The following is an 18,666-nucleotide window of genomic DNA, read 5'->3' as shown; positions in this document are numbered from 1 at the left end:
TTGGATTGCTCGGTTTTTATTACGAGATGGTTAGAAATACCAGATGAACCTCACGGCGGCAAGGCGGGAAACGACTCGCGGTACTTTTGCGGAAATTTTACAATCCGGGCTTCAGGTGGGGCTCACCAGCCCCAACGTCCTGCTTCGACGGACCTTGGGGCTGGTTCATTCACATTTTTTTCTTCACTTACGCATTACTGCTTAGCCGCCGCTTTCTTGGCAGCTTCCTGCTCTTTTCGCTGAAGCCGTTCGACTTGGAGGCGCAGACCCACAGGGAGTTTCGCGATGTCCATTCCTTCCAGCACCTTCATGGCCTCGGCATTCCTCCCCATGTTGTCCAGCGTCTCGGCTTTGCGGATGAGCGCCGGATTGCGCAGGGATTGGTTGCCACCTACTTCGGCGAGCACGGCATCGAGTGCGGCCAGGGTCTGCTCTGCCAGTCCCTCCTCCTCAAACCAGTCTGCCATCTCATAGAAGGAGCGGCCCTCCCGGGGGATGAGGCGGGCGATCTTCATCCCGTGTTCGATGAGTTCGGGCTTGCTGAGCAGGTTCGTTTTCCCGGTCAGGATGGGCATTTTGAAGGAAGCACCCGGATTTGTCCTGGCAATCTTCTGGGTCCACTCGTCCTTCACCGCAGCCTCGACCAGCGCGAGGCGGCGCTCCAGCGGCAGCCGCACCTTCGGATTGCGCCCGCACAGGTCACCCAGGGTGATGAAGAGCGAGCTTTGCGTGCGGTACCGGTCTACGAATTGAGCGGCGTGTTCCTTGGAAAGCGATTTGCGCCAGTTCGCGAGTCCTTCCAGATCACCGTCATACAGGTAGATGGCGGTGCGCACACCGATGGCATCACCTATCTGGGTGTCATCGTTGCTCGCATAGCTTTTGAGGATGGTATCTGTCAGGGGCAGCATGTCAGAAGCCTTGGCGGGTGGCTGGCTTCTCCAGAAAAGGCGGGTACGGGAGAGCACCATGCGTCCGGAGTATTCCTTGATGTTATCCCGCAGCCACTCGTCCCACCCCGAGTGCTGGTGCACGGTCTCGTAGAAGGTATCGAAGGCCTTGCAGTCACCCGTGAGCGCCTTGTTGTGGCTGTCCAGCAGAGGCATCAGGATTTGCCAGCGCATTTTCTGGGATTCATTCTGGGAGGGCAGTGCTTTCACGTCGACCTTGGAAGCAAGTGCTGCCACCACGGGAGCTGTCTTGTCATTCGCGGCGGAGGCGCCAAAGAGCCAGCCGGTGGCGCGGGCGCGCATGGCATCATCCTTGATGACCTCCGGACGGAAAGCTTCCGCAGCCAGATCTCTGCGGGCACGGTAGTCTGGCGGACCACTGAAGCGCTCACGATAGCCCTGCGGTGGATCATTTCCCACATCCATGAAAATGCGGCCCAACTCGGCCAGTTCAGGATCCTTGCAGGCCACGAGGAACTTGTCCCGCGCCGTCGTATTCAGCATCGTAGCAACGCCCTCAGCCTGATTGTTGTCGTTGCTGGCCGTGTCCAGCGAATCGTAGAACGGAATCCACTGGGTGAGATCCTTCCACTGCGCGCGGAGGAATTCCGTAGCACCCTCAAAGTCCTCCTGCCGCGCCATTGCCGCGAAGGTGAGGTAGCTGTCATCCAGCGTGGTGCGGAATTCCGTGCGCAGGCGCGACTGCCACGACTTCTCACGGGCGCGCACCGCCAGTTCCCACATGGCGAAGACAGCAGTCTCCGCGGGATCATAAGCCCGGCCCATGCGTGAGGACTCCTGATTGCGCGCATTGCGCACCACCCAGGCATCCCACACGTCCTTGGCCAGCGCCTTCCACGCCTCATTGGCGGGCTCTTGATTGAAACAACGCACCGCCGAGGCGAGGTGATAGGCACTGTGCGCCCACGAGTTGCGCAGACCTTCCACGGAGAGTCTCACCGTCGCGTACACCATGCGGCTGTCCACCTCCTCGCGGCCGTAGTGGCAGATCCAGTTGGCAAGGGCGAGGCGTACGCGGGGATTCAGCGAGGCGTCTTCCATCACGCCCAGCAGGTAGTCCCAATCTTCCTGCCGCATGGAGGGCATGGCGGGGTCTTCGGGGCGTTTGCCATCCGCTCCGAGCACCACCTTCTTGCCCGGGGAGGTGAAGTTCTGGAAACGCGCTGCAACTGCCAGGTGTTTGGAGAGCGCGGCGTAGGGTTTCTTGGCTCCCTCACCTTCCGCCCAGGTGACCACACCACCACGGAGCCGCAGAGGCATCTGCGCCACCAGGTTGGCCAGCATTGGCATGAGGATGGCGGAGTTCTGCCCCTTGAGGTTCCCGTTGATGCGGCTGAGTGTCACATGCAGGGCCGTCTCGGGCCTCCAGTAGCCGCCCTCGCGTTTCCAGGAGTCCTGCACCGTCTTGTTCCACTGATTGGAGTTCGGGTGACCGGGGTGCTGCAGTTTGCCGGTGGTGTCCGTGTTGTAGAGACGCACGCCCAGTCGCACAAGATCCCAGCCGGTGCGCCAGTCCATGATCGCATCCGCGAGCTGGCTGCGAGGCGTCCAGCCGTTCCAGTTCTGCCCATCGTCCCAGCCTTTGGCAGCCATCTTCTTTTCGATGAGCGTGCATCCCTTTTCGAAGAGCTGCACCGCGTCGTCGTCCTTCCCTTCTTGTGCGAGCTTCACAAACTCGCCGCGGAGGAAGTCGAAGAAGGGTCTGTCCTCCATCTTCAGTTCCTCAAGGGTGTTCGCGGTAAGGACCATGGCACGACGTTCCGCGAGGGATTTCATCTCCGCGGCAAAGAGCGGCCGCAGGACTTCCTGGCGCTCCTGGGGCATGTTCTCCGGCCGCTGTAGCGCAGGCCACACCTGCTTCAGCACTTCGCGAAGTTCATCCTGCGCGGGGGTGCTCAGCTTGGTGAGCTCGTCCCTGCGGGCCGTGACAAAGGCAATCAGCTCTGCATCATGCTTCTGCTCCAGTGAGGCGATGGACAACTGCGTGCCGAAGGTGCGGGTGGGGGATTGCTTGAGATGTTCAAGGATTTCCGTGCGCAGCTTGTCACGCTTGCGGATTTCTGAAAGCAGTCCGCCCAGCACGGTTGGCACATAGCGATCCTTCGTCGTGTATGCGCGGAACTCCGCCGCCTCCGCGCCAAAGGGTGGCAGGCTGAGCACCAGGGAGAGCGCCTTGGAATCATTCAGCACGCCATCGTCATCGAGACGGTATTTGATCTGCTGGGCCGCGGCCGGTGTTTCGAGCCACTTCTCGGTGATCATTACAGTCAGGGCCGCGCCGGGCACACCGTCCTCCTGGAGCAGGCCGTCAATGAACTGCCCGTAGCTATAAGCCTTGGCATTCTGCCTTTGTGAACTCGTGCCGCCATAGCGCTGGCTTACAAAGTCCTGGGTTGCCTTGCGCCTTCCTTCCGCGTCGCCGAAGAGGTTGTCTCCCAGTTTTTCAATGAACGCCACCACTACGGGCGTGCCCTTCTTTCCGGCTTCCAGGCGCAGCCAGGGTTGGATGCAATCGAGATCCAGGTGGTTGTTTTCGCGGAAGCTGCCTTTGATCTTGGCAATCATCCAGTCGTCCAGATTGACTTCCAGCTTCCGTTCCACAGCGAAGCGCAGCAAGTTCTCCATATACCCGCCGTCGGAGAACCAGAGCCAGGTCATCTGGTTCATCGAGTTCCTCGAGCTGCCGACCTTGGCCCAGTCATCTGCTGCCGTGGTGAATTCCTCTGGCTTGCCAAACCAGAGTTTCGCAAACGCCTTTGCAGAGACAAGCTGCGGTGTCTGTTTGGAAGTGTCCGCATTTCCCGCCACCAGCGGATAGATCTCCTTTTCCAGGCGCTCTTCCGCACCCTCCTTCCACGCGGCGTAGATGAGAAACTCGGCAGGCTTCGGCTGCCACAGGCGCTCGGAACCACCGGAACTGTAGCTGTAGCCATATTGGCTGCGCGCGTTCTCGATGCGCCGGCGATTGGCGGGATCGTTGGTGAGCTTCAGGCACGCCGTGGCGGATTCCTTCAGCTGGGCAAAGTCCTGCTTCTCCGCGATGGTCAGGCTGGCGAGAGCAGAGAAACCATCTTCGGCGAGTTCCGGCACCTTCATCATCGCGCGGCAGAGCGCATCGTGAGCCTCGCGACGTTCTTTCCCCTTGGCACTGTTCATCCCGGCGACTTCTTCCTTCGAGCGATGGGTGCCGTCGTACAGCGTGGCGGAATACAGATCCGGCAGGCGCGGATCCCGCTCCGTGCCGTCATCCGAGTTGTTGCCGTAGTGGGCCTGGCCGATGCTCCGTGACGCCCCAGCCATGTAGGGCAGGGAGACATCCGGGGGGAACTTGGTTCCGCCGCTGGCGAGCTTCTCCAACACGGCAGTGAACGTGCGTGCGGCGGCGATGCGGCGTGAAAGCCCGCCGCGCCCACTGCTGTTCTGCATTGTCTGCACCAGATTCTGCAGCACCGTCGCGAGTGGCGTGCCCTGCTTCAGCTCAAGGATGCGCTGCGCCGCCGCGTCCGAATCACTGGTGGAGAGCAGGCTGATCATGCGCACCTGTGCTTCGGTGGTGCGTGGTGCTGCAACGAGGACGGCCTCATAGAGATCCCTCGCCTCCTTCTCCCTTCCCAGGAGCTCGTTGAGGCCGGCAAACTCCAGTTTTCTGCGCATGCTGGCGGAGTCTCCGGGATCGGCGCTTTTCAGGATGTCAGGCGCCAGTTCAAGCTTCTTCACGATCTTGAGGAGTTCGTCCGCACGGGAGGCTGCATACTCGGCGTTGGTGGTGAAGAGTTCTGGCACTACGGTGCGCAGGAGTTTCACGGCTTCACGGGCGGCAGCGTCGCGCTGGTTCTTGTTGGCGAGTTGCTCCACCGTGGAGGGGGTGGATTGCGTGCTGCTGATGTTGCTGCTGGTATAGCTGGAGCGACTACTGCTGCCACTGCTGCCTGCGACCTTGGGCACGGTACGAAGTTGCGCCGCCTCTTTGCTGAGGCCCAGGCTGTCCATCGCCCGCGCCAGATTTTGTTTCTGATTCATCGACAGGCTCGTGTTCCGCGACTGTCGTTTGGCGAGTTCCTTGGCAGCATCCAGCAGCTCGGCTGTCATGGCGGGATCCGGCTTGCCGCCTTTGTTGGTCTGGCTCGCTGCAGCGTTGTGCAGCAGGGCATTTTCCACCATCAGTCGATCGTCGGCGTCCAGGGTGAGCGCCAGTGCCTTCTGCATCCACTGAATGGCCTTCGGGTAATCCTGCGACTGCTGGGCATACCAGGCCGCGAGCAGGATAGGCCCCGGATTCTCCGGTTCCGCCTTCGCCTTCGCCTCCACAAACTTGGAGAATGAATCCCGGTCCCCGCCCGCGAGCAGCGCAATATTGCGCAACGCATCGTTCGTCAGCTTCACCGCGGACTTCAGCATGGGCTCGTTGCGCGGAGTCTCCTCGCCAATGGAGCTGTCTCCCTGAGGTGAAAACATATAACCTCCCAGGGACGGGGCCATGACTCCCAGCGCCGTTTGCGAAACCTTCAGGTGCTTCGCGGGGAATTGCATGGCGGTGACCACGGCGCCACCCTGGCCATAGTACATGCGTTGGATTTGCTGGAACTGCTGGTTGGGTCCACCACCGGCGCTCTGCTCAAAGGCATCCTGGTCCGCCTGCGCAAGTTCCACGGCATCGTCCCACTTCCCCTTCTCCGCGAGCATGCGTCCCAGCGAAGACATCATCCACGGCCGCATCACGTCATTCTTGTCGGTCGAGGCACGGATGTGCTTTTTCACGAGCGCAATGAGGGAGGCTTCTTCTTCGTCTGAGAGAGGGGAGAGTTCTCCGCCCCGCTGCAGCTGGAGTTGGAGCTGGTTGAACACCGACTGCACACAGACGAGATCCATCTTCTCCAGCGAATTCACGTACTTCAGCCCCTCTGTGTAGAGCGCCTTGCCTTCGTTGGTGCTGCTGCCGCGCGAGGCGAAGGCGGACTGTGCAGCCAGACCGGGATAGCGCTTCTGGAAGCGGTCGAAGGCCTTGCGCAGCAGGGCCTCGGAGTCTGCGCTACCCATGCTGGTCATGCGCGACATGCTGTTCATCACCCACCAGGCCAGCGCTGCATCTTCATCCGGATGTGCCTTCAGCCAATCTTCATCCACCACCACACCGCCGCGCTGCGGATCCCATTGCAGATGGACAAACATTTCCGCCTCGCTCATGTCCATGCGCTTCAGGCGCGTGGCGAGCTCCGTCTTCTCTGCATCCTTGAGGTTCTGCGCCAGGCTGATGAGATGCACGGCCGCATAGGAGGGGGCGGTCAGCGCAAAGGGCGGAAGGGTGACGAATCCTGAGGAGGTCGGCATGCCCGGGAAGGCGTAGCTGATGTAGCTGCCGCTGTTGCGCGACTGGCGGTAGCGGTAGGCCATGTGCCAGGTCTGGTTCATCTCGATGAAGCCGGTCAAACCGGGAGGCATGGCATTTAGCATCTGGTCCTGATAAGGATTGCGTCCCGTGCCGCTCACTCCGCCCGGTGGCACGACCACGCCGGGAAGTTCCTCCATCGGCTGCAAAAGAGTGATGAAGATCTGCGTGGCGTCCTTCTCGCGGCCAGCTTCCTCCAGCGCCACGGCCTGCAGGAAGCGGAGACGGTAGTCTTTGGGATGCTTCGTTGCCAGAGGCTCCAGGAACTCAATGACGCGTTCCCATTCGCCACGTGCAGCAATGCCATCCGCCATGCGCTCGATGCCGCGCGCGTCCATCTGATCACCACCGGCGAGTTCAAAGAGGATGCGATAACCCAGATTCTCGTCTCCGTAGCGGAGGTGGATTGCCGCCTGCCGCTCCCGCACTTTGCTGGCCTTGTCCAGGGGGCGCGCGGTTTCCAGCGTGGCCAGCGCTTCCTTCCACAGACCATCTTCCTCCTGTAGCCGGGCAAGCTCCAGCAGCAGCTCGAGATCCTGCGGACGCAAATTGGCAGCTTCCATGATGGCGGCGCGTCTGCCTTCGGTATTTCCAGTGGCGCGATGAATCTCCGCCAGTGCAATCCACGGCACCACGGACTGGCGGTTCTTCTTCTGCCGCTCGCGGAAACGATCCACGAGCTGCGAGGTGTTGCCGCCGCTCGCAGCGGCACGCGCCAGGCTGCCTGCCCAGCGCATCTTTCCGGGGACGTCCTCGGTCTTCTCATACCATGCTTCGAAGATGTCCATGGCCTCATTCGTCTGTCCGGCTGCGATGAGCTGATCGCCGAAGCTGGCCGCGAGGTCGGGATTGTCCGAGAACTTCCGGTACGCCTCGCGCAGGACCTTGATGGCATCATCCGCGCGTCCGGCATCGGAGAGCAGGCGGGATTCCGTGGTCCACGGGGTGACAGCGCCGGGCGAGAGCTTCTTCCATTCAGCGATCCAGTTCAGGGCTTCATTCGTCTGCCCTGCGCGCTGGTGCAGATCCACCAGCTTCTGCACATTGGCAGAGGTGCGGCCATCGGGAAGACCAATCAATTTCGCCATCGTCGCAGCGGCTCGGATCCATTCCTGCCGCCCCTGAAAAAGACGTACCTGTTGTTGCAGACCCAGGGCCTCATCCGGCCCGGTAAGGGCCGTCAGTGCGGCATCAGCACCGGCATGATCCTTCATGGATTCTCGAAGCTCTGCCAGCAGGCAGCGCTCTGCGGCAGTGGGAGAGGGGAGTGCGGCAATCTCCTTCGCCAGTGCTTCATGCGTGCCGGCATTCCGGATGATCATCGAGGCAGCCTTCACGCTCTCCTCCACCTCGGTGACGTCACGGGCCAGCTTCACACGCTCACGTGCCCAGGGAATGGCCTTGGCAAATTCCTTCGCTCCCGCTGCAGCGGTGCACAGGGCCGCCAGCAGACGTGGTTCACCGGGAGAAGTCGCGATCCGCGCCGACAGCACCTCCAGCGCCACATTGTGCTCCATGCGTGCGCCCAGAGCCTGACCCACCTGGAGGGCGTCTTCCAGGGTTCCCTTCGCAGCAATATCCCGCCAGATGGCCAGGGCGGCGTCCCGCTCATCAATGCGGTGCAGGAATTGCGCTTGGGCCTCGCGGGCAGAGACGCTGTCCGCATGGGCCTTCACCAGCGCTTCATACGCAGCCTTTGCCGGATCGATCAGATCCCAGGTTTCCAGCAGGCGTGCCACACGAAGGCGATCCGACTCGCCGGTACCATTCACGGCGAGGTATTCGTTCAAGGTGCTCTGCGCTGCGGTGTCATCCTTGGCGCGATGCTGCAGCACGGCCAGGCGGATGATCCACTCCTTGTCTCCGGACAATTGTGCACGCAGGGCCTTTGCCTGCTCAATGGCCTCCGGCAGCTTGTCGGCGCTTTCCAGCAGGTTCAGGAAACCCTCACGCACGGACTGCTGCCCCGGAGTGCGGGCCAATAGATCCTGATACACCTTGATGGCATCATCCGCTTTGCCGAGGTCTGCCAGCACCTGCGCATGCCGCTGGCTGAGGCGCACCCGCGCGGGATCCGCCTTGGCCAGTTCCTCCAGCTTCTTCGCCAGCCCATCCAGGTCATCTTCACGGCGGAAGCTCTGCTCGATGCGTGCCAGCACCTCGCCCTCCACCCAGGTGTCCTTGCCAGCGAGTTCCAGAGCGTCCTCATACGCGTTCACCGCGTCGTCGCGATGTCCCAGCTTTTGGCGGATGTCCCCCAGCAGCAGCAGCCGCACGACTTTCTGATAGGCATCCTTGGTCCTGGTGATGAGGGCTTCGACGCCTTTCGCCGCTTCCTCGGGCAGGCCTTCCTCCATCTGGATGTAGACCACTTCCTCCGCGAGATCCACATCGTCCGGCTGGGCGGCCACCATATCGCGAAACGCCTTCAGCGCTTCTTCATTCCGTCCGAGGCGCAGCAGATGACGGGCGCGTTGCTTGGAGAGTTCCTGAAGCAACGTCGCCTCCGGCTTGGCGGCGATGCCTTGGTCGAGGCTCTTCAGTGCGCCTTCGATATCCTGCATCCGTGCCTCGAGCTTCGCGCGGTCCGCCCATGCAAAGGCGTTTTTGGGTTCCAGCTCCAGGGCGCGTTCATAGGCTTTCAGGGCAGGTGCATCCTGGCCGCGGCGGGAGAAATACAACGCCAGTACGAGATGGTCCGCAGCTTTTGCGGCAGGATCCCCAGCACGCTTTTCGAGGAAGGCCTTCATCTCGTCCGCGCTTCCGAGTCCCAGCCAGGTGTCGTAGAAGCGATCAAACACCACACCCGTCTGCGGGCGACGCAGCAGCATCTCGTGATAACGCACCACCTCCGTGGGCATGCTGACAGTCTTGGCTGGGGCCGGTGCTGGTACTGCAGGCTCCTTGGCCGGAGTGGGAGCCGGCGCCTGTGCCGATAGCTCAGCCGTCAAGGGCAGGACCAGTGCCAGCGCCGCCGGAACTGTTCGAGAAAAACATTTCGAACCAAACCATGAGCCAGAACGAGGAGGAACCGTGGCGCGCATGGTCCGAATTAACCTACGCCGGACGCGTGAATGCAAGAACGGACTCACTGGAGATCCGTTCCAGTTTTTCTCCATGCATCACGCCTCTGGTCGTCCTGCTTCCACAGCTTTTTTCAACGCCGGTTGTTTTGCCCGGCCTTTGATTTCCTCCCAGAGCTTCACGGCGTCGCTTCGTTGCTGGTGCTCTGCCCGCCACTGGACCAGGCGGAAGCCCCACTCGGCATACCACGCATCGCTGCCCTTGGCCTGTTCCATGGCGAGTGCCAGCAGTCCGGGAATGACATCATCCCGACCGTGTGCCTTCATGATGGCTGCTAGCTCTGCGGCCGCCCGGCCATCCTTGGGGAACAACTTCGCGAGTTCATCGGCGCGCTCGATGGCTTCTTCAATGGTCAGCACGCGATTGCGCACCAGTTGCGAAATGGTGTCGCGCGAGGATTTCAGGTACTCCTGCACCCAGGGGTCGGCGGCGAAAGACTGCACCAACTTCCAGCGCTCCTCAAAGTTGCGCCATTTGCCGTCGTGCGTGCGGCAGAGTTGCTGGGCCACAGGCATGAGGTGTCGCTTCGCCAGGAACTGCGCCTTCAGTGAGTCCCGGCGGTAGTGCGGCACGTCCTCACGCCAGGCCGCGAGTTCGCCGCCTTTCCCTGAGAGCCCCGCGAGGACGATTTGGGTGGCAACTCCAAGGGCCTCCTCATCGAAGCGTTCCTTCTCATCGGAATAAGCACGCAGAATTTTGCTCCACGCGGGAATGAACCCCGCAAGCAGGGTGCCTTCCATGGAAGGGGCGGCGAGCATGGTGGCTTCAAAGAGATTGCCTTCAATCTGTCGCATGCACTCGGCCTTGGACTGGCTGTCGCGTCCGCTGTCCACGCGCTCCAGCAGCGTCTGGAACTCCAGTTGTGCTCCATTCGCGGGCTGCGGCAACGGGCCAGGGAACACCGTTCCAGCGATCGCGAAGTCTGCGGGCGACGTCTGACGGATGCGCTCTGCGAGTGAGAGCAGGGCCAGTTCCATGGGGTAGCGCAGACTGTCCGAAATGGGGACGGAACCGGAGCCAAAGGATGATGTGCGCACCATGTCGCGGAGATCCTTTTCCCTCAACTCCTGGGCCATCTCCGCGACGGCGCCAGGGGCATCGGCGAGCTCGATCATCAGTTTCTCTTTCAGAGTTGGATCCTTGAAGACGTGTTGCATGACCTCGCGTGCCTGCTCCGCCATGCGGCGATTCCATGGCAGAGCCCGGGAGTCCGCCCATTGATCCCGCAGCATGCCAAATCCGTAGAATGAACTGCAATACACCATCACCTGCAGCTTCTGATCCGGATGCGGCAGCATCTCGGCGAAGGCGCGCAGCTTGGGCATGTCCTTGTCTTCGGGCTGCACGTTGTTGTGTGAGGCGCGAAGAAGCTGGTCTTTGTTCCGCATGAAGAACTCCTTCGCCACCTCGTGCCGGTCATTGCGGATCAAGGTCAGGAGGTTGGTCGCGGAGCGTTGCTGCAGACCGGAGAGACTCTGGAGCGTCTGACGCACTCCCATGTCATCCAGACCACGTGCGGCGAGCGTGAGTACTGCCGACTGATACTCATCCACGGGGTCATAGCTCAGGCCCTGGCTCGAGGATGTCCCCGTGTACTGGTTCCGGCGCAGCCACGCAGGCAGCCAGCGTGCCGCGGCCGTCTTGAAGCGGTCGTCCACCGGCAGGCGGTTCACGGTATTGAGGATGTACAGCATCAGGTAACCGTGTGCGGGCCATTCCTTCTCCAGCACCAGCGTGGCCAGGTCCATGGCCGCCCAGATGGTTTCCGGATCCGCATGCTTGCCTGCCTTGTTCATCAGCACGTGTGCGGCAGCGAGACGCACCAGGGGATTGACCGACTGGTCTTTGATGACTGCGCGGAAGCCCTCCATGAGGTTCTTGATGCGCTCTGGATCTTGCGAACCTGGCAGCCACAAGGCGCCATCAGCCAGATCATTGAGGCGGAAGGCGAGACCCACCCAGGCAGCGTAGCCAGAGATATCGGAATTCTTCATCGCCAGAGCATCGGCCGCCCGCAGAACCTCCTGCCGCTGCCAGACATCCAGCTTGAGATGGAAATCCATGAACGCGGGAATCAGCAGGGGAGCTTTCTTGATGGCCAGTTTGGAATGCAGACTTTGCAGCAGGCCCCGCAGACCTGCTGCGGCATCTCCCAGTCCACCTTCATCTTTCCACGTGGCCAGCAGGGCATTGCCCCAGGAGGGACAATGCCACCAGCCTGCGCTCACGGCATTGAACTCGTCAGGTTGGTGGAAGAGGTCACAAGCCACCGTGACTACGTCGAGGCTCTGTGTTTTGTCACACCACAGATTCAGCGCCTGGCCGCAGGCGGTCCATCCGTTGGAGCCCCCGCTGCCATTCCATGCGCCGCGCTGTTGCTTTTGCACGATCAGTTCGCAGGCGCGATCCAGCAGCTTCACCGCCTTGGCGTGATCGGTGGCAGCGAGTTGGGTGGCTGCGCGTCGCATGGTTTCTTCGAACTGCGAGTCCGAGAGATGGAGCGATTCGATGCTGCTCGCGGTGAAGAAGGCTTCGGCATTGCGCGCGGCTTCCGTGTCCTCCAGCTTTTGCAGGAGGGAGTGAATCTCAGGAGCGCGGGCCTTGGCCGTGGAACGCTGGATGGGAGCCAGTTCGTTCTCCATCACGACTCCGAGTGCTTCGAGGCTGTGAGCCGGCGCATTCTTGATGCTTCCATTCGCCAGCACAATCGCATCCACCAGCTTCTGCTGATCGGTTTGTACCAGCGCATCGAGGATGGCGGCACCCGGGTTCTTCAAGGCTGCGTGCTCCAGGGTGGCGCGAACGTGCGCCTGTTGTTCTTTGGACAGGCCCTTGATCGCGGCAGCTGTCATCGTGAGCAGCGTTCCTTCTTCCTTCGAGCGCATGGCGCAGTCCCACAGAGGAGCGTCGGGCTTCAGCCAGGGGCTGCCTGCCAGGAAGTTCAGCACTATGGCTGCGGTCCGGGGACCGGGCATCCCGGAGTCATTTGCCCGCGTCATCCATGCTGGGACGAAATACTCTGTCCGAAAGCTCCGGTGCAGGCGCAGGCCCGCCTCCTCGGCGAGTTCGAGCGACACGAACGAAAGTGCAGGATCAGACTGGCTGATATTCTGCATCACACCATGAATGAAATTGAGCGATGACAGGCGGGGATCCCGGAAGTCGTCTCCGATGTCCTTGACGCGCTCTTTCCATCCCGCGCGTGGTCCAAGATACTCCTCCATCACCTTCGCCAGAAACGCCTTGGCTTCCTCCCGATGGCCGCGACGGGAAAGCGTTTGCAATGCCATGCAGTGTCCGCTCGCGTAGGGTGGATACGTGATGGCGGCATCTGACTCGGTAGAAAGCAGCACGAAGGGATCGAGAGACAATCCTCTTTCCTTCCACACGCGTGCGACGGTGGCCGCGGGCACGTAGTCCAGTTGCTGGGCTGCCGTGGGGGGCAGGGTGGACAGCTCACGCGCTGCTGCGGGGAACTCATTCTCGGGACAAGTGTAGAGCCGTTCCAGAAGCGCCACGATGCGGTCTCCATCCGGGACCTTGCAGCTCTGTGCGAGTGTCGTGAGTTCCTTGAACGCCTCCTTCGTGTCGGGCTGTCTGGATGCGTGGAGCGCCAGCAGCGCGAGGGGAGATGGCTGCCAGATATGGGCGGGCTCAAAGACCATATTGTGGGACAGCTCTGTGCGCGAGAGCCATCGTTCAGCCGCAGCACTGGTCCGCATGGCATCCCGTGCCTTTGGTACGAGCAGGTCCACGCTGGCACCCTTCTTGAGTTTCAGTCCTGCATAGCAGGCGAAGGCCGAGGTGGCCAGATCCGGTAGTTCCATGGCCGCCTCGCACAGGGCTTCCAGTTCTCCGGTAAGTTCATAGGTGTTGAGGGAATCCGCCAGCTCATGCGCCGGAGCAGAGCCAAACCCGGCATCCGCGCCAGCCGGCTCTGCTCGCAGCAGGTCACTGATTCCTGACCAGGAGCTTGTCAGGTTGGTCCACGTGAGATTGCTGGTGAGAAAATTCAACCAATCCAGGTCGAGTGGCGCAACCTTCCGGGAAGCCGTGTCCTGAAGCACGCCTGAAGCAAATTTCGAGACGAGCTGCGTCAGCATGAGATTGTTCCGGTTTGTATAGTCGCAGAGAACCGTTCCGATGAAGAGGCGGTCGTCCGCAGGCGCGGCCTGATAGATTTTTTGTGCCTCCGCGGGTTGGTCATCGACGAGCAGGCACACCAACTTCAGCCGCACGCGGGTGTCGGCGGGATTCTCTTCCAGTGCCTTCAGGTAGTTCTCCTTCGCATGTTTGGAGGAGTAACCCAATCGATCGATGATGAAGGCGGCTTCCGCGTAGTCCAGCCGAGGGGTGCCGGCTTCGGAAAGGAGATGGCTGAGCACGGATTCGCGGAAGGTGTCCTTTTTGTGCAGGGCCTGCATCAGCCACTGCCAGCCATCGTCGCTGCTTGCCTGCATGTAACCCCGCGCTGCGCCGATTTCGTCACTGGCAAATTTGGCGAGTGTCTCGGTGATCAGTCGCAGCGCCATTCCGCCGTCGGAAGTGCCATCCACGCGCTTCATGAGGTCCTGGGCGGTGCGTATGGTGAAGGCGCCCAGCAATGGATTCGACGCGGTGGGTGAGGGACGGTTGCCTTTGGTGAGCACGCCTGCGAGCATTTGGGAGGGGGCGTCAAAACCCGCGGCTTTCAGATCTTCAACGAGGCTCCGCGAGCGGCGTTCTTCCACGATGCCGAGTGTGACCAGATGCTTCGCGGCATTGAGCACGGCGGTTTGCGTTGCATCATCTGCCGTCAGGTTTCCTTCGACGGCAAACTCCACAACATACCGGGCCCGGCTGCGGCTCACCTCCGCACTCACGGGCAGCGTGACCCATTCCCTCAGGGCATTGGTGAGCTCTTCAGACTCGCCATCCTTCGCAAGGACGCTGGCTTTCAGGAAGAGCACATCGTCGCGCGTAGGATGCGCTGCGGCCAGGCGGATGGCTTCCTGCTTGAGTTCCGCCGGAAGTCCCGCGGCTTGGAGGCACAGCAGTTTCGTCAGGGGATCCCTGGCTTCCGCGGCGAGGGCGGCAGGGGCGCGATCGGGGGTGGTGCGCCCCCGCCAGCCCATACCCTGGTGCAGGCATAGGAGGGGGCTGATGCCGTACCCAGAGTGAATGTAAGGTGGAAACGCAAGCAGCTGGAAGTAGGAACCAACCTCCCGCACTTTTGCCTGTTCAGCGAGCGCGGCAGAGTTCTCCCGAATGCGTGGTACCACTTCATCAAGCAAGTCTCTCCAGGCCTCCCAGCGACCGCGTGCTGACAAACTTCTGGTGGCTTGCGTCAAGATGCCTGCCGGCTTTGCCTCGGTGGCGGCCTCCTTTGCCCACGCGGTGAGAGCGGCAAGCAACTTTTCCTCACCTTGCTCCGAGAGCTTCGTACGCTGGCGGATTCCCACGTTGATGAGCACCGGATCGTCGACGATCCATGAGGCGATGCTTTCCGCGAGACGCTCTTTGCTGTGGGTGGAAAGTTTTGCATGGGCCAGTGCGCGATCCAGTGGCGCATTCGCAGCATCGGACGTATCTGAGTGCGCCTGGAGTATGGCAGCTTCTGCCGCCAGCTCAGGATGCGTTGAAGCAAAGGTTTTCTCTACGTGAAGCAAAAGAGCGGCGGCGTCGCTCTCCGCCAGGTCGAGAATTCTCACGGTCCCATGCATCCACCCCACCTGCAGGAGCGGATGCGCGCGCATCTGTTCGGCTGTGACGATCATCTGGCCTCGCCCCCAGACGTTGCGCATAATCACATTGGGCCAGATCTTCGCCATGGGCAGGCTCTCCGGAAGAAGAATCGGAGGAAGGGGCGGAGATTGCGCGCGGCCAACTTCGGCCAGTCTCACAAGGTGTCTCAGTGCAAACACCTGCGCTTCTTCCAGGCATTGGGGCAGGAAGATCGTCCGCACAGGCCCGGGCCGTGCGCCCATGGGCAGGTGCACACCTCGCTGCTCCATGCCATTGTAGTGATAGGCCGTCCGCCCGTGCTCAAGCAGCCGATGCCACCAGAGGGCTCCGGGAGCTTCTGGCACTGCAATCTCTTCCTGCAGGGGCGGCAGTGGGATGGCATCCACCAGTTCCTCCTGGCATTGCAGGATGCGGATGAAGTGTTGCGTCGCTTCGTCGAGTTTGCCGGACTCCTCCAGTGCCACGCCACGCTGGTATTGGAGTCGCACGTTTTGGGCGTGACTCTTTGAGGGGACATCCAGCAGCACGGCGGCTTCGCGCCAGAGGCGCATGGCCATGAGGTTGTCTGCCAGTTCCTCGATCTCGGTAAGGGTGGTGGCTTGTGCGGCCACGATCTCCTGCATGATCTGCAGCGCCTCCTGCGATTCCCCACGCTTCAGGAGAAATTCCGCGTAGGCGCGTTGCGCCTGGGGGGTGGACTCCTTGCGCGCAGCCTGCCGGTAGAGTTCCCCGGCCTTTTCGGCATTGCCGCGCGCGTCTTCGCTCTGGGCCAGATCACGCATCAGGGCGATGTCATTTGGCGCGAGACGCAACGCCTCTCCAAGGGCATTGCAATGAGCCTCCACGTCCGGCTTCTCGCGATGAGCCATGGCCAGCAGGCGCCAGGGCTCCGGTGAGTCCGGCTGCTCGCGTTGGTAGCGCTTCCATTCCGTGATGAGGTCTTCGAGCTGGGCACTGCCCTTGGCGGTGCGGATCATCTGGGAGCCGATGCGCAGCCGTACATTTGCGTCTTCTTTTTGCTCGAAGAGCCGCCGGTACACCGCGAGTGCTTCGGTTCCCTGACCGGCGCCTTGGAGGGCGGCGGCCAGATCAAAGGACATCTCGTCCTGATCCTGGAATCGCTGGGCTGCCTCACGCAGTACCGCGATCATCTCTTCGGTCTTTCCCGTGCTGCGCAGGAGTCCCGCATGCACGCGCCACGGGATGTGGCTGGTCGGCGCCACCGCCTTCCATTCTGCAACCCAGCGGAGTGCCTCTTCGTAGTTCAGCGCGGAGGCGCTGGCGTCTGCGAGGGCCTGGAGGCGTGTGGAGGTTTTGGCATTGGGGCGTGCGATGGTTTCCTTCAGCACTTGCAGCATCGCGGTCCAATCCCGGCGACGACTCAGTACCTGCAATCGTGCCGCCTCCACCATGTTTTCATCCTCATTCAGAGGAGTGCCTGCAGGATGAGGAAGGGCAGCCCATGCCAGGGTGAGAAGTTCATCGGCCTTGCGTCGGCCAGCCAGTTGCTCGTCATAGGTGTTCTCAGGCGTGGTGTATTCGTTGGTAAGGGCCAACAGGATACTTTCCCCCGTCCCTGCCGGAGGACTCTTTGCGAAGTCCTCCAGCAACTGCTGACGGGTCGACTTGCGGTTGAGTACGGAGGAAGCCAGCGTGGAAAGGTGCTGTAACTCGCCGGTCTGTTTCACCAACTGCGCATACCTGCGGAGCCAGTGCACACAATCCGCTTCACGGCGTGCCTGCATCGCGAGCAGGCACACCTGCATGAGCAGCCTGGGGTCATCCTGCAATTCCTTCTCACGAGCCTTCAAGATCTCGAACGCCACGACCACCTCGCCACGACTCGATGCCGCCGTGGCCACCTGGCTCGCAGTGGTGATGTCGCCCTGTCCGCCTTGGAGACGCCACAGCTTGATGGCACCTTCCGTATCTCCCTGACGATGGAGAAGCGCGGCGAGTGAGAGGCCGGCCAGCGGATCCAGGGGATGCTCGAACGTCCATTTCTCATACACATCGCGAGCCGCCGTATCGAGCGAGAGCCGCTCCAGCAACCGGCCGGCTTGCATGAGTGCGCCTTCGTCATTGGGCGACTGCTTTAGGAAGGCGTCGAGCAACTCGCGTGTGCGTTCCGGAGCGTTGTTGCGCCCGTGCAGTCCTGCGAGTCGCAACATGATTTCGCCATCCTTTGGCTCCTGGCGGAGGAGTTCTTCCATCTGCTGGATGGCATCGGGAATCTTCCCCTGAGCCTCGAGCAGCGTGATGTAATCCTCCCGGATGTCCCGTCTCCCGGGCGTGCGCTTCAGCAGATCGACCGCGAGTGCGGCGGCATCTACGGGGCGCGCCAGCTCGGTAAGGATGCGCATCTGCCGGCGCACGATACTCACGCGAGTGGGATGCTGCATGGCGAGTTCCCTGAGCTTCGAGGCAAAGCCATTCAGGTCGCCTCCACGGCGGAAGAGGCGCTCCATGCGGTCGAGTGATTCTCCTTCCAGCCAGGAGTCCATGCCACTCTGCGCGAGGCTGAGATCCAGCTCGGTGCGGGCGAGGGGAGTTTTCCGGAGATCCACCAGCAAGTCCGCGAGACGCAGGCGGCGCATTGCCTTGTCGAAGGGATCCTTGGTGAGGTCTACGAGTGTACGGCTTTCTTCAGCCGCCTCCGGCTTCAGGCCATTCTCCACCAGCATGTCCACCAGCTCTTCCCTCAAGCTGTGTTCCTCTGGGTGGCGGTCGATGAGTTTGCGGAAGATTTGCTTCGCTTCCCCGGGCCGTCCGAGCCGCCAGAGTATGTCTGCATGCAGTCTTGTGGCGCGGATGTCACTCTCCTCCGTGAGGCCAATCTGGGCCGCTCGCGTGAGCGCCGCGAGTGCGGTGTCCCACTGCCGCAGACGGCTGGCAATTTCCGCCGTGCGCAGATGCAGCAGGGCGTCGTCCGGCGCTTTTGTCGTGGCCCTCTCACTTGCCTTCAGAGCCTCCGTATCTTCTCCGGTGGCGGAATAGACGAGTGCCAGGATGAGGTGATCTGCTGCCGTGGCGTCCGCGAGTTCGGTTTTCTTTTTCAGGAAGTCCTTGAGGGAATCCCGGCTCCCTGTGGCCAGCCATGCCGAGGTGAAGCGATCAAAGATAACCCCGGTCTGTGGCCGCCGGCGCAACATCTCGTGATACTTGAGCGCTTCGGCGGAGGGAGCGGTGGGTGCTGCGGGCGGTTGTTGTTGCGGATCTTGAGCTCGTAAAGCCTCCGATGAATCCAGAGCCAGCACGAGCAGAAGGAAAACCAACTGCTGCCGGATTCGAGGAATGACAGAACCGCCCGGGGGATTTCGCCGCATGATTGGTTTTTACCAGATCATGGCAAACGGGCGCAAGGGGGCGGGCTTAGGAAATGGATGAGTTTTCGAAGAGGGCATTGAAGTCGAGCCTCCGTCCGAGAGCACCCGGGTTGAAAAAATGAAACGTCCCCCCTCTTCCCGCGAGAAAGTATGGAGAGTGATCCCTCTGGTCTAT

Annotated in this window: 2 protein-coding genes; both read right to left on the bottom strand. The window is 61.5% G+C overall.

The genetic code is table 11. The features are described 5' to 3' along the window. Positions 1–194: 194 nt before the first annotated feature. Positions 195–9,308, bottom strand: a complete 9,114-nt coding sequence (locus DES53_RS09940; RefSeq protein ID WP_211325495.1) for a tetratricopeptide repeat protein — start codon at positions 9,306–9,308, stop codon at positions 195–197. A gap of 171 nt (positions 9,309–9,479) precedes the next feature. Further along, positions 9,480–18,491 (bottom strand): tetratricopeptide repeat protein, encoded by a 9,012-nt coding sequence (locus tag DES53_RS09935; protein ID WP_113958068.1) that lies wholly within the window; start codon positions 18,489–18,491, stop codon positions 9,480–9,482. Positions 18,492–18,666 lie beyond the last annotated feature (175 nt).

The organism is Roseimicrobium gellanilyticum (assembly GCF_003315205.1).
In the GTDB taxonomy this organism is placed as follows: Bacteria; Verrucomicrobiota; Verrucomicrobiia; order Verrucomicrobiales; family Verrucomicrobiaceae; genus Roseimicrobium; species Roseimicrobium gellanilyticum.
Note: the sequence above shows the minus strand (reverse complement) of the source record. Positions and strands in the feature narration are given on the sequence as shown.

What these genes read in the sequence shown, in the direction of transcription:
- DES53_RS09935 (WP_113958068.1), bottom strand. Translation starts at nt 18,491, where the DNA reads ATGCGGCGAAATCCCCCGGGCGGTTCTGTCATTCCTCGAATCCGGCAG.